The 13,387-nt window shown below is 31.7% G+C and carries 11 protein-coding genes; 7 read left to right on the top strand and 4 right to left on the bottom strand.

Annotation, left to right across the window (positions count from 1 at the left end):
* Positions 1-49: 49 nt before the first annotated feature.
* From ACTTBE_RS03505 to gcvT, 3 genes are all read right to left on the bottom strand, one after another.
* Positions 50-1,378 (bottom strand): NAD(P)/FAD-dependent oxidoreductase, encoded by a 1,329-nt coding sequence (locus ACTTBE_RS03505; RefSeq protein ID WP_440614090.1) that lies wholly within the window; start codon positions 1,376-1,378, stop codon positions 50-52.
* 102 nt (positions 1,379-1,480) lie between these two features.
* A complete protein-coding gene (locus tag ACTTBE_RS03500; RefSeq protein ID WP_440647519.1) occupies positions 1,481-1,831 on the bottom strand; it encodes a hypothetical protein in 351 nt (116 codons plus the stop codon).
* A gap of 4 nt (positions 1,832-1,835) precedes the next feature.
* A complete protein-coding gene (gene gcvT / locus ACTTBE_RS03495; RefSeq protein ID WP_440677156.1) occupies positions 1,836-4,175 on the bottom strand; it encodes a glycine cleavage system aminomethyltransferase GcvT in 2,340 nt (779 codons plus the stop codon).
* A gap of 145 nt (positions 4,176-4,320) precedes the next feature.
* On the opposite strand from gcvT, the gene ACTTBE_RS03490 reads away from it, so the two are divergent.
* From ACTTBE_RS03490 to ACTTBE_RS03460, 7 genes are all read left to right on the top strand, one after another.
* Positions 4,321-5,265, top strand: a complete 945-nt coding sequence (locus tag ACTTBE_RS03490) for an ABC transporter substrate-binding protein (protein ID WP_440677155.1) — start codon at positions 4,321-4,323, stop codon at positions 5,263-5,265.
* Between the two features lie 82 nt (positions 5,266-5,347).
* Positions 5,348-5,725 (top strand): MORN repeat-containing protein, encoded by a 378-nt coding sequence (locus ACTTBE_RS03485; protein WP_440633621.1) that lies wholly within the window; start codon positions 5,348-5,350, stop codon positions 5,723-5,725.
* On the top strand, positions 5,725-6,276 hold the full coding sequence (locus ACTTBE_RS03480; protein ID WP_262590399.1) for a hypothetical protein: 552 nt from the start codon (positions 5,725-5,727) through the stop codon (positions 6,274-6,276). Before ACTTBE_RS03485 ends, ACTTBE_RS03480 begins: the two co-directional genes overlap by 1 nt.
* Positions 6,277-6,341: 65 nt before the next feature.
* Positions 6,342-7,373 carry a quaternary amine ABC transporter ATP-binding protein gene (locus tag ACTTBE_RS03475; protein ID WP_440677154.1) on the top strand — a complete coding sequence of 344 codons (1,032 nt, stop codon included), beginning with the start codon at positions 6,342-6,344 and terminating at the stop codon, positions 7,371-7,373.
* Between the two features lie 3 nt (positions 7,374-7,376).
* Positions 7,377-9,530 carry an ABC transporter permease gene (locus ACTTBE_RS03470; protein WP_440677153.1) on the top strand — a complete coding sequence of 718 codons (2,154 nt, stop codon included), beginning with the start codon at positions 7,377-7,379 and terminating at the stop codon, positions 9,528-9,530.
* A 4-nt stretch (positions 9,531-9,534) separates the two neighbouring features.
* Positions 9,535-11,013, top strand: a complete 1,479-nt coding sequence (gene glpK, locus ACTTBE_RS03465; protein ID WP_440677152.1) for a glycerol kinase GlpK — start codon at positions 9,535-9,537, stop codon at positions 11,011-11,013.
* 8 nt (positions 11,014-11,021) lie between these two features.
* Positions 11,022-11,984 (top strand): 2-dehydropantoate 2-reductase N-terminal domain-containing protein, encoded by a 963-nt coding sequence (locus ACTTBE_RS03460; RefSeq protein WP_440677151.1) that lies wholly within the window; start codon positions 11,022-11,024, stop codon positions 11,982-11,984.
* Here ACTTBE_RS03460 and ACTTBE_RS03455 read toward each other — a convergent pair whose 3' ends face one another.
* Positions 11,985-13,316 carry an NAD(P)-binding domain-containing protein gene (locus ACTTBE_RS03455; RefSeq protein ID WP_440677150.1) on the bottom strand — a complete coding sequence of 444 codons (1,332 nt, stop codon included), beginning with the start codon at positions 13,314-13,316 and terminating at the stop codon, positions 11,985-11,987.
* Between the last annotated feature and the right edge of the window lie 71 nt (positions 13,317-13,387).

Here is a 13,387-nt window from a genome sequence, read left to right as displayed (position 1 = left end):
TAATTATTCAAGCGTAGCTGAAAACTTTATTTGTGTCTAGGCTTAGAGTTTAACTCCAAGGGAACGGACTGTTAGAAGTAGGATGAAGTTCACCCTTCTCGTAACGGTTGAATCTAAACGGCTTCAATAAATCACTTTCAGTACCAAGAATTTCTTTTGCAACAAGTTCACCAACACCAATCATTTTATATCCGTGATTAGCATCAGCAATCATATAAACGTTTTCAAAAAATCTATCGAAGATAGGAAAAGAGTCAGGTGTCATACATCCTAAACCACCTGATGGTCCTTTTCTGTATAAATCTGATTTTCCTTCAAATCTTTTTTGGCAATGTGCAAGTGCTGAACACCACATTTCACTAAAAGCATCTGTTGTTTGATACTCTGGAGATTCAATTCCATAAGGATCAACATTTACTTGATCAAAATGTTTTTTAACAATGTAAGGAGAAGTTCCACCTTGTACACCCAAACCTTCAATATCAGGTTTATAATAAATTCCCCAAATTTTATCTGTTAATAATTTTTTTGTTTTGTCAGAGTATAAAGGTGCTGTCGAGTCAACGTGAACTACAGGTGGTTGTTTACCATCATTTGTTTTTAAAAAATCTGGCTCAACACCGATAACTCCTTCTTGAAGCATCCAGTAAGTCCACATATCAGTTTCATGCATCTTACCATCTTTACCTTTTATGTGAGCTGTCTTTGGTAACTCTAACATATTCCAAAAATCTCTTGCCCATGGTCCCGCACCAACAACTACTTGTTCGCACTCAATAGTTCCTTTGTCAGTTTCAACACCAGTTACTGCTTGACTGTTACTTCCTTTTTTAAAACCGGTTACTCTTACACCTTTCATAACTTGAACACCATTAGATGTAGATTTACTCTCTAAAGCTTTAATTGAATCTTTATTAAATGCGTATCCACCTTTTTTCTCATGAAGTACAGAAGTGATGCCTTGAGCTTGCCAATCGTCAAAAATTCCCTTCATGTAATTTGTGCAATCTTTTTCACCTTCAATAAAAACTGATTCATATCCAATTGCTTTTTGTTGTTCATATATACTTGCAACATCTTCATGCATTACTTCTGGAGATATTTGTAAGTATCCAACTGGATTATATTTAAACGCTTTCGGATCACTTTCCCAAACTGAAACTGAATGAGCCATTAATTCTCTCATTGCTGGCTGAAAATAATTATTTCTTACAACTCCACATGCAATTCCACTTGCACCAGCAGCTGTATCTTTTTTTTCTAATACAACTATGTCACCAGGATTTTTGTAAGTTTCTGAAAGTTTCCATGCAGTACTTAAACCGTGTATACCACCACCGATTATCACTACTTTTGCTTTTGAAGGTAATGTCGTCATATCAAAACATTAATTTTTGATAATGTTAATTAATATAATTATTTATAGAAGTAAAAATTATATATAAAAATTAGATACTTTTTATATCAGTCAAAAAATTAATTAATAACTGATGTTTTTTAGCGTTTCTAAGTAGTTATTAAATTCTTTAATAAATGACTCACTTGGGACTATATTTTTAATTCGCTGGTCAGTTGAAGTTTTTTCAAGTTTAAAGAATCCTTTTTCACAAGCCTCTGTAATTATTAAAGCTGATTTAGGCCTAGATGTTTTAAATAATTTTGTTTTTAATTCTTCAACAGATAGTTTTGTTCCTTCTTTAAAAGCTGACATAACTAATAACATCATGTGATAGTGAGAAGGTGACTTTCTGAAAAAATAATTACTTGAAGTATGGGATTGTTTCATTTGTTCTTCCCAGAAATCTAATAGGGTTTTTTTTTCTTTCGGCATTTTTTTAAGATCTTACTCTAGACTTAGTTGGATCGTAGAATGGAAAGCCAACAACTTTTGCACCAATTCTTTTTTGGTGACCATCAATTTTTCCAACTTCAACTTCAGTTCCAATTTCTGAATATTGAGCATCTATTCTACAAAGAGCTACATTTTTATTTAGAGTTGATGATAGACATCCACTTGTAACAATACCTACTTGAGCTCTACCAATATGAACACAATCACCATGACCTGCAATTTCTTTTCCAATTAATTCTAAGCCAACTAATTTTTTTTGAGGATTATTTTTTCTTTTAATCAATTCTTCTTTACCAATGAAGTCTTCTTCTTTAGTTTTCAAAGGAACCGCAAAACCTATTCCTGCTTCAAAGGGATCTTGTTGACCATCAAATTCATTTCCAAATAAAATTAATCCAGCTTCTATTCTAAGTTTATCAAGAGCAGCAAAGCCAGCAGGAATTAAACCGTCATCTTTTCCTGCTTCCATTAATTTATCCCAAACTTCAGGAGCATGATTTGGATGACACCATACTTCATAACCAAGTTCACCTGTATAACCTGTTCTAGAAACGATTAGCGGAATACCTTGTAATTCTTCAATTCTACAAATTGTAAATCTAAACCAACCAAGCTCATCAATAGATGGTTGGGTAGGTGGTGTAAAAATTATCTTTTTTAAAATTTCTCTACTTTTTGGACCTTGTATAGAAACATTACTGATTTGGTCTGTTGAATTTTTAACATTTGCATTAAAATTTTTTTTCTTCGCTATTTCTTTTAACCATTCTCCAGCATACTCATCACCACATATCCATCTAAATCCTGTTTCGCTTAATCTTAATAATGTTCCATCATCAAACATCATTCCATTTTCATAACACATTGCAGAATATACAACTTGGCCAACTGATAATTTTTTGATGTTTCTTGTAAGTGTGTAGTTTAATAATTCCTCAGCATCTGGACCTATTATTTCAAATTTTCTAAGTGAAGATAAATCAATTAATACCGCATCGTTTCTACAGGCATTATATTCATTTACTATTCCGTGTTTCGTATAATCATTTGGAAGCCAAAAACCTCTTGCATCAACAAAATTTCTAGTAAGTTGAGATGTACGTTCGTGGAAACCTGAATTTCTTGTTAATTTTTTTTCTGAATCTGTTTTCATTCGAAAAGCAAATGACTTTCTAAATTCTTTATTTTTGTCATAAGTTCTAACAAAAATTTCAGTAGGATTCCATGAATTACAAGCATCAATATCACTAGGACAAGCTGTCGTGCCAATTGTTAAATCTTTTAACGCTCTAAACATTACATAATCACCAGGTCTAGAATAAGATTCATCTGATATTACTGAATTTAATCCAGCAGCTGATGTATTAAAAAATAAATTAATTGCATGCCATCCTTTTTGTTTTTGTACTCCATATTTAGACATGCTCTCAGTTAAATTATCTGAGCAATTAGGATGACCAAAGTAACCAGCGTCTTCATAATATTTTGAAGTACATGCAAGATTAAAAGTATCATGTTTACCAACTGTATCTCTTATTACCTCTACTAAGGGTTCATGATCAGTATCATAAAATTTTGAATGTAATCCAGGACCAGGAAAAGTGTTTCCCATAAAAGTTCTAGTTGTTTGCCAATCTAATCCTTTTTCAATCCCTTTTTCTAATTTTTTTGTATCAAATGCTACAAAGTCCGAACATTGTCTTCCAGTTGGACTTATAACTTGAATGTAATCTCCTTCTTTAACTTGGTAAGATGTTGAAGTTTCTTTATCTATGTTTTTTTCATAAAGTGGTTCAAAAACTGGATCAGGTATAACACTTAACTCTTTATCATTTATTACCTTCGCTCTTTTAATAAATATAGTTAAATCTGTTGGTGGATTTTGTTTGGTAACAACCATATCTTCACCTGGTGCAGCAAAGATTGCATAGCATTTATCTTTTGATTTAAGTTTTATCTTTTCTTCAGCTTTTGTATCAAGATCAAAAACTATTGATGATTTAGACTCTTTTATATTTAAGTTTCTTTTTTTTAATTGATAATTTGTTGCTAAGATTGTTTCATCTTTTCTACTTAAAATATTTCTTATGAAATTTTTTTGACTATTTTCTTTTAAATTTAAAATTCCTAATTCTGACTTTCCATCTTTATTAAAACAAATTATTTCACAAATTTGATTTCCTTCATCGTTGATTATTTCTATTTCATCATCTGGAAAAATTTGAAAAGCAGTAAGAGCACCGCCATTTACAATATGTCGTTCAACTCCAGGTGGTAAAATATTTAGTCCAGGATTTTTAATGTCTTTACTTGTTCCAAACATTTTTAAAATTTTTTTATATTGATATATTTTTTATCACCATTTTTATTGATTAAATATATATATATTTTTTAGAACTAATAATTCTTTACCTAGCTATTCGTTTTAACATAGAGTGTTGTTATTAATATTAATAGGGGGGAAAAAAATGAAAAAAATAATATCATTATTATCTGCTCTAGTTATTTCTGTAGTAAGTTTCTCAGGAATTTCTAACGCTGATAGCAAAAAGCCCATCGTAATCCCAACTCATAACTGGTCATCTCAAATTGTAATGGCTTACGTTATTGGTGGAATTTTTGAAAGCATGGGTAACAACGTAAAATATGTAAACGCTGACTCACAAGCAGTTTATGAATCAATCAGAATTGGAGACGTAACTATTTCTCACGAAGTATGGGAGTCTGCATTCGGTAAGTCATTTACTACTGCTCTAGATAAAGGTGGTTTACTTGACTGGGGTGATCATGAGGCAAGAACTCTTGAAGATATGGGATACCCAAACTGGGTTGTTGAAAAAGGTTTATGCCCAGGTCTACCAGATTGGACAGCTTTAAAAAATCCAGACTGTGCTAAAAACTTTACAACACCTGATTCTCCAGATGGAAAAGGAAGAATGTTGGAAGGACCTCAAAGTTGGCATGGTGATTTAATTCCTCAAAGAGTTGAAGCTTTAGGTTTAGGTGATCTTTGGTGGGTTAAATTTGCTGGAGGTGCAGATGCACTTTGGGCTGAATTAGCAGCGGCTGAAAAAGAAGGAAGAGGAACTATAATCTTTAACTGGACACCAAACTTTACAGATGGTGCTGGTTTTACATTTATTGACTTCCCTCCATACACAGCAGGTTGCAGACCAGAAGATGGTGGTGATGGTAAATGTGGTTCTCCTGATGGATACTTGAAAAAAGCAGTTCATGAGGATTTCCCAAAAACTCACCCAGATGCAGCAGCAGCATTTAAAAAGATGTCATTCTCAACAAGTCACATTGGTGCGATGGCAGCTTTAGTTGATGTTGATAAAATGACTCACGAAGATGCAGCTAAAAAATGGTTAGCTGACAACGAGTCAGTTTGGAAACCTTTTACTAAATAAGGGTAAAAGTTAAAAAAATTAAAATCTCCCCCAACTTGTTGGGGGGGATTTTTTTTTATTCTAATTTGTGTAAAGTGACAAAATGAAAAAATTTCTAATTTTCATATTTTTAATTTCTTTAATTAACTCATCTGCATTTGCTCGAAGTACAGGATGTAAAGAAGGAAACTGTGAAAATGGTTTTGGTAAATGGATTTATACCGATAAGACAACTTATGAAGGTGAGTGGGTTGCAACAAAAAAAGAAGGTCAAGGAGTTGAGACATGGCCAAACGGATATATTTACAAAGGTGAATTTAAAAATAGTCAATGGAGCGGAAAAGGAGTTTTAACTTTTCCAGATGGATCTACTTATGACGGTGAATGGTCCAAAGGTTTTATGAATGGACAAGGAACATTTACTTGGGCAGATGGAAAACAAAAATCAGGCACTTGGGTAAACGGAAAGTTACAAGAGTAATGTCAAAAGAAAATAGTTTAAATAAAACTGAAGACAATTCAAACTCAACAAAGCAATTTATTGGTTTAGTTATTGTTACAGCAATAGTGATAGCTTTTTTTGCTGTTTTAAATGGAATATTTGGAGGGGGAGACGAGCTTGTAGAAAAAATGAAATTGGAAGAACAAAGAATTGCTGAAGAAAGAAAACTAAGTGAATTAATATCTAAATTACCTTCAGGAATATTAGTATCCTTCGATGGAACTGACCACTATAGATTAACTGATGAGGTGTATGAGCAAGTATGTAAAGCTACAAAATTAATTCCACAAAGAGCAATTATGGGTGCCAATTTTTTAAATTTTAGAGCACATGAGATTTACACAATAAACGGAAATAAAATTGATGAAACTTTTGTCAAATGGGATCAAGAAAAAGGCAAATGTTATGCAGGTTTTACAGTAAGCGGAAACAATGTTGGGGTAGATGAAACCATTACTGTTAGTGGCGAAGCTTTGAGTTTTTTAAGTACAGGTATTGATACAAGAGTTTACTATATTAAGAATTTTTAATGATGAAAGGTTACAATAATTAACATTTAAATTTTATTAAATTTCATATAACTTTGAAAAGATTTATGTCTGAGACCGTTATTAAGTGTGAGTCAGTTTATAAAATTTTTGGTGAGAATGCCAAAAAAATGCTTGAGGAATCTAACGGGAATGTAGACGCAAAAACATTTCAAGAAAACGGCTGCATAGTTGGAGTTAACAACGCTTCGTTTGAAGTTGCAAAAGGAGAAATGCTGGTAGTAATGGGTTTATCTGGTTCAGGTAAATCAACATTATTAAGATGTATTTCAAGATTAACAGATGCAACTGGAGGAAAAATTTTTATAGAAGGCCAAGACCTACTTCAATTAAACAATAAAGAATTAATTGAGCTTAGAAGAAATAAAATGGGAATGGTTTTCCAAAGCTTTGCCTTGTTGCCTCATAAAACAGTTGTAGAAAATATTGCTTTCCCACTTCAGATAAAGGGTATTAAGACTGAAGACAGTATTAGTAGAGCAATGGAAATGGTTAAACTAGTTGGACTTGATGGAAGAGAAAATTATTTTCCAAGAGAGCTTTCAGGAGGTCAACAACAAAGAGTTGGGATTGCTCGATCTTTAGCAGTAGAACCTGATATTTGGTTTTTAGATGAACCGTTTTCAGCATTAGACCCACTAATAAGAAAAGAAATGCAGGACGAGTTTCTAAGATTGCAAGAAAAATTACAAAAAACAATTATGTTTATTACCCATGATTTTGACGAGGCTTTAAAATTAGCGGATCGAATTGCGATCATGAAAGATGGTATTATAGAACAGTTAGATACACCTGCTAACATTGTTTTAAATCCAGCTACAGAATATGTAAGAAAATTTACTGAAGAAGTTCCAAGAGAAAAAGTTTTAGTCATTGAAGATGTAATGGATAGTTCAACTAAAGATAATTTAGGAGATATAAAAGTTTCAAAAGATGACATTATCGAAAATGTTGCAGAAAAAATTCTTACCCAAGAAAAAATTGTAGGGGTTGTTGACTCTAATAACAATATTATTGGTTCAATAAAACCTTCAACAATTATTGATACAGTTTTTGGAGGAAGAAAAAATAGTAGCTAGACCATGGAATATTTAAAAAAATACCCAAAGTTGTTTCAATGGATATTTTTGCTAATTGTATTTTTTGCCCTATGTTTTGCAATAGAAGTTCCTGAAACTTATAAATTTATAAGAGGCCAAGCAGAATTTGTAAAAGATCCTAACCAAAGTGTTTATTTTTTTCTAGGTAAAGAAGTCAGATATTATGCGTTTGATGTGTTTTGGAGATTACCACCTCTACTTGGTTGGTTGCCTATTTGGATAAACGACTCTTTATTTTTCTTAATGAATGAGTGGATGCCAATGGAGTTTTGGAATGAAGATACTCAAGAGTTTAAAACGAGACCACTGTTATTAGAGATTAGTAGAAATTTAACATCTTTTATGACGTTTTTGATTGAGTTAATTAGAGAAATTTTGCTTGGAGGGTTAGAAACTATAGTTGCATTCACTAGCTGGGATTTTATTGATGCTTATCCTTGGTTAGAATTACCAGGTTTACCTTGGACTATCGTTGCAGCAGGAGCAACAATACTTGCATATAAACTGAGTGGTATAGGACTTGCTTTATTTGCAGGTTTAACAATGGTCTATATTTCAATCTTTGGTCAGTGGAAACCTTCAATGCAAACACTTTCTTTTATATTAGTGGCTGTTCCTCTGTCATTTGCATTCGGTATCAGTTTAGGTATTGCTGCTTACAAAAGCAAAAGAGTAGAAAATGCTTTGTATCCAATTCTTTTAGTGATGCAAACCATGCCTCAATATGCGGTATTAGTTCCTGCACTTGTTTTATTTGGTGTTGGTGATCATGCAGCTGTAATAATTACAATGGTAGTAGCAGTTCCTCCAATGATTTTATTAACCATACTTGGACTACGAGCAGTTCCTCCAGAAGTCATTGAAGCAGGAAGAATGAGTGGTTGTACAAATTGGCAGTTAATGATGAAAGTACTTATTCCAACCGCAAGAAGAGATATCTTAATCGGAGTTAACCAAGTTATTATGGTTTGTTTTTCTATGGCAGTGATCTCTGCGTTTATTGGTGCTAAAGGATTAGGATTTAATCTATTGCTTGCTTTAAATCAACTTAACATCGGGTTAGCTCTTGAAGCAGGTTTATGTATTAGTTTGATTGCAATTCTATTAGATAAAATGTCATTAGCGTGGGCAAATCAACAACAAGATTATTTCGGCAATCTTACTTTCTTCCAAAGAAATAAAAATATTATATTTTTTGGTGGATCAGTAGTTGTTGGAGCTATTCTTGCTTATATCGGAACATTTATTTTTAAAGATACATTTAATTATTTATTTGAAGTTCCACATAACAAAGGATTTTCAACAGCTGATTTTTGGAACAAAGGTGTAGATTGGATCTTTGATACATTTTTTGTTTATATAAAAGCATTTAATACATGGTTAATTACAGAAGTGCTTCAACCAATGAGAGCTCTGTATCTAAGAATGCCAGCTGTTGCTACTTTAGTGTTAGCTGTAGGTGCTGGTTATTTAATTGGAGGAATTAGATCAGCATTAGTTGTTGCTGCTTTAACTTTATTTATAGCATTAAGTCCTTGGTGGGATAGAGCATTGGTTACATTGTACATGGCTACTTTTGGAGTAGTCGTTTCTTGTTTAATAGGCTTTACGGTTGGAACTTTATGTTTTCAAAACAAAAAGTCTGCAGCATTTATGTTAGGGGTTTGTGATATTTTTCAAACATTCCCATCGTTTGTATACTTAATTCCAGTAATGATGCTATTTGGAATTACAGATACTTCAGTTTTAATTGCAGTAATTGTTTACGCAACAATTCCAGCAACCAGATATACTATTGAAGGGTTAAGAAGTGTACCTGCTGGTTTGCATGAGGCAGCAACTATGTCTGGTGTTAATAAATTTCAAAGATTAACTAAGATTGAATTTCCATTAGCTTTCCCACATATGATGCTTGGAATAAATCAAACAATCGTATTTGCTTTATTTATGGTCATTATTGGAGCATTTATTGGAACAGAAGATCTAGGCCAGTACATTTTAAAGGCATTGTCAGATAAAAATGGAGCTGGAATAGGATTAACTCTAGGTATCTGTGTTGCTTTCATAGGATTGATTTTTGATAATTTAATCAGAACTTGGGTTGAGAAAAGAAAAAAACACTTAGGCATAGCTTAGTCCATTGAAAAAATTTATTATTTCTATTGATCAAGGAACAACATCTTCAAGAGTAATTTTATTTGACACAAAAGGTAATATTGTTTTTGTTTCACAATATGAGTTTAAACAATATTTTCCAAAAAATGGTTGGGTAGAACATAATCCAAATGAGATCTGGTCCACAACACTTAAAGCTTTAAAACAAGTAATAAATAAAGCCAAAAAATTAAAAGGTCACATACTTACAATTGGAATTACAAATCAAAGGGAAACCACAATTTTGTGGAATAAGAAAACAGGAAAGCCAATCTATAATGCAATTGTATGGCAAGATAGAAGAACTCAAGACTACTGTAAACTGCTTAAGAAAAAAAATTATGAAAATCTATTTAGAAATAAAACTGGATTATTTATAGATCCATATTTTTCAGCAACTAAAATTAAATGGATCTTAGACAATGTTAAAATTTCAAAAAAACTTCTTAATTCAAATGATTTATTGTTTGGGACTGTAGATACATTTTTAATTTGGAAATTAACAAAAGGTAAGCAGCATTTAACAGAAGCATCTAATGCAAGTCGGACAATGCTGTATAATATTAATAACAATAAATGGGATAAAGAAATTTTAAAAAAACTAAATATTCCACAAAAAATTTTACCAGAAGTTAAAAACTCAGCAGATAATTTTGGAAAAACAGACAAAAAAATTACAGGAGTTGAAATTTCAATTTCTGCAGTTCTTGGTGATCAGCAAGCTGCAGCATTTGGACAAACTTGTTTTGAAAAAGGATCTATAAAAAGCACGTATGGTACTGGTGCGTTTGTTATTATGAATACCGGTCCAAAGAAAATTAATTCAAAAAATAAATTACTGACTACTATTTGTTATCGATTAAATAATAAAAATACTTACGCCTTAGAAGGTTCAATTTTTATAGCAGGCGCAGGAGTACAATGGCTAAGAGATAAAGTAAAATTGATTAAAAAAGCACCCGAAACTGAAAAGATTTCAAAATCATCTAAAATTAATGACGGTGTTTTTGTTGTACCAGCTTTTAGCGGAATGGGAGCACCTTATTGGAGACCAGATGCTAGAGGAGTAATTACAGGACTAACAAGAGATAGTGATTGGAAAAGTATAGTGAGAGCGACAGTTGAATCAGTTGGTTATCAAAGTTTTGATTTGTTTGATTCAATGAATAAAGATGGTTTGAAACCAAAAATAGTTAAAGTAGATGGTGGAATGGTTGCAAATAATTGGTTTACACAATTTTTAGCTGACATTATTAATTTAAAAGTTGTTAGACCAAAAATATTAGAGACAACTGCTTTGGGCGTAGCCTTGTTAGCTGGATATCAAATAGGAGAATATAAATCTTTAAATCAAATCAAAAATATGTGGAAAAAAGATCGTGTTTTCTCTCCAAATATTAAAAAAACATTAAGAAACGAACTTTTAGCGGGGTGGAAACTAGCAATTAAAAAAACTTTAGCGTAATTAGTCTCATGAAAAAAGTTTTAATAATAGGAGCGGGTGCAATGGGTGCTGCATTCACTTTTCCCCTTGCTGATAATAATCATAAAGTAACTTTAACCGAGCCTTACAGTAAAGATCTATTAAATAAATTAATAACAAAAAACAAATTTCATCCAGCATTAAAACTTAAGTTATCTAAAAGAGTTTCTGTCAAAAAATTTTCATCAAACTTACTTAATGAAAAATGGGATTTAGTTGTTGTTGCAGTAAGTTCTATTGGAATTGAAATGGTTAGACAGCATTTAAAAAATATAAAAAGAAAAGTTTCTATTCTCGTTTTGACCAAAGGTCTTAAATATGATCGAAATAATAAAAAAATTATTACTATGTCTGAGCAACTAAACAAAGGAAATCAAAATTTAAATATTTCAGTATTAAAAGGACCTTGTTTAGCAAAAGAGTTAGCAAAAAAAATCAAAAGTTACACTGTGATAGCAAATAAGAATATTAATATTGCAAAAAATATAGGAAAATTAATCTCAACTAAATATTACAAAACAGAATATTCAACTGATGTAAAAGGAATTGAATTTTCATCTGCAATTAAAAATATATATTCAATGATTATTGGATCAGGTGAAGGTGAAAATACTGCTTCAGCTTTATTTAGAAAATCATTGGATGAAATGGAATATTTAATAAAATATTTTAGAGGTAAAAAAGAAACAGTTCATGGGTTAGCTGGAGTGGGTGACTTATATGTTAGTGCAGTTGGAGGAAGAAACAGTAAAATGGGTGAATATTTAGGAGAAGGTTTCACTTTTAAAGTTGCAAAAAATAAATTTATGAAAAATGACACAGTAGAGGGCGCAGATCTAGCTAAAGAGATTGCACCTTACATATTGAAAAAAATTAATAAAAATAAAATACCACTTATGCATGCACTATTAAGTGCAATCACAAAAAATAAAAAATTAAAACTTAACTATTAATTATTTATTTAAAAAAGTCTTCATCGAGTCATCCATCGCAGTTTCCCATGGAGTATGGTGTATAGGTGCAACAGAACCTGTAACAGGTGATGAAAACGATTTGTTTCTGTAAGTTAAGATGTCTTCTACTTTATGATGTTCCCATTCTTTGAAATGTTTTCTGATTAATTCAAAATCTATTTTTGGATAATCAGACATATCATGAAGTTCTTTTGTGTACTCAGTTTGAAAATCAATCATTTGATCTGGGTTTTCTAATTTTTCCTCCATAGCAACCCATTTATTGATATCCTTGTTGATTTCATCGGCACTTGGCATTTTAATTTTCCCCATAATCACATCTCTTGCAAACCATGCTTGGCAATCAAACATATTAAAAGTATGGAATTGGTCTTGCATACCAAGATATAAAAGTTTGTGATTATCTTGCCAAACAACTCCTTTATATAATTTCGGTGGATACAATCTGTTATGTGTTTTTAACTTTATGCTTTCATCTAAAAATGGAAAATGATGCAGGTAACCAGTGCACAAGATTATTGCATCTGCATCTTGTTCAGTACCATCTTTAAAAATTGCTTTTTTTCCTTCCAATCTATCTAGATAATGAACTTCTTTCATACCTTTAGGCCATTTAAATCCCATAGGTGCATTTCGATATCCAATAGTTACACTTTTAGCCCCGTATTTATTACACTGTAGCGCAACATCTTCAGCCGAATAACTGCTTCCTAAAACTATCACATCTTTTCCTCTAAATTCCTCGGCATCTCTAAAATCATGTGAGTGCATTATTCTTCCTGGAAAAGAATTCATTCCTTTATATTCAGGAATGAAAGGAACTGAGAAATGACCAGTAGAAACAACTAAATAATCAAATGTATCTTTTGAAATTTCATCTTTAACTTTGTCTTGATAGGTTATTTCAAATTTTTCATTGCTGAAAGATACATTTGTAACTCTTGTGTTTAGTTTTATTTTATTTTTAATTTTGCCTTTGCTTACTCTTCCAAGAATATAATCTTGCAAAACTTCTCTTGGCGGAAAAGAAGGAATTGGTTGTCCAAAATGTTCATCAAAAGAATAATCAGCAAACTCTAAACATTCTTTAGGCCCATTTGACCATAAATATCTATACATACTATTATGAACTGGATCTCCATATTGGTCACTACCTGTTCTCCAATTATAGTTCCACAAACCTCCCCAATCTTCTTGTTTTTCAAAACAAACTATTTCAGGAATTTTTTCACCTTTATTTTCTAAGTGTTCGAATGCTCTTAACATTGATAGACCGCAGGGTCCTGCTCCAATAATTGCAATTTTGCTCATTGTGTTTTCTCCAGTTTATAAATATGCTAAATAAATATAATCAAAAATAAACTGAAAATACAATATAAATA

Source organism: Candidatus Pelagibacter sp. HIMB1587 (assembly GCF_052047775.1).
Lineage (GTDB): Bacteria > Pseudomonadota > Alphaproteobacteria > Pelagibacterales > Pelagibacteraceae > Pelagibacter.
This window is presented reverse-complemented; position numbering and strand designations above follow the sequence as displayed.

Excerpts from the sequence above, each read along its gene's own strand:
- ACTTBE_RS03460 (WP_440677151.1), top strand. The coding sequence starts at position 11,022 with ATGAAAAAAGTTTTAATAATAGGAGCGGGTGCAATGGGTGCTGCATTC.
- ACTTBE_RS03500 (WP_440647519.1), bottom strand. The coding sequence starts at position 1,831 with ATGCCGAAAGAAAAAAAAACCCTATTAGATTTCTGGGAAGAACAAATG.
- ACTTBE_RS03475 (WP_440677154.1), top strand. The coding sequence starts at position 6,342 with ATGTCTGAGACCGTTATTAAGTGTGAGTCAGTTTATAAAATTTTTGGT.
- ACTTBE_RS03480 (WP_262590399.1), top strand. The coding sequence starts at position 5,725 with ATGTCAAAAGAAAATAGTTTAAATAAAACTGAAGACAATTCAAACTCA.
- ACTTBE_RS03505 (WP_440614090.1), bottom strand. The coding sequence starts at position 1,378 with ATGACGACATTACCTTCAAAAGCAAAAGTAGTGATAATCGGTGGTGGT.
- gcvT (WP_440677156.1), bottom strand. The coding sequence starts at position 4,175 with ATGTTTGGAACAAGTAAAGACATTAAAAATCCTGGACTAAATATTTTA.
- ACTTBE_RS03455 (WP_440677150.1), bottom strand. The coding sequence starts at position 13,316 with ATGAGCAAAATTGCAATTATTGGAGCAGGACCCTGCGGTCTATCAATG.
- ACTTBE_RS03470 (WP_440677153.1), top strand. The coding sequence starts at position 7,377 with ATGGAATATTTAAAAAAATACCCAAAGTTGTTTCAATGGATATTTTTG.
- ACTTBE_RS03490 (WP_440677155.1), top strand. The coding sequence starts at position 4,321 with ATGAAAAAAATAATATCATTATTATCTGCTCTAGTTATTTCTGTAGTA.
- ACTTBE_RS03485 (WP_440633621.1), top strand. The coding sequence starts at position 5,348 with ATGAAAAAATTTCTAATTTTCATATTTTTAATTTCTTTAATTAACTCA.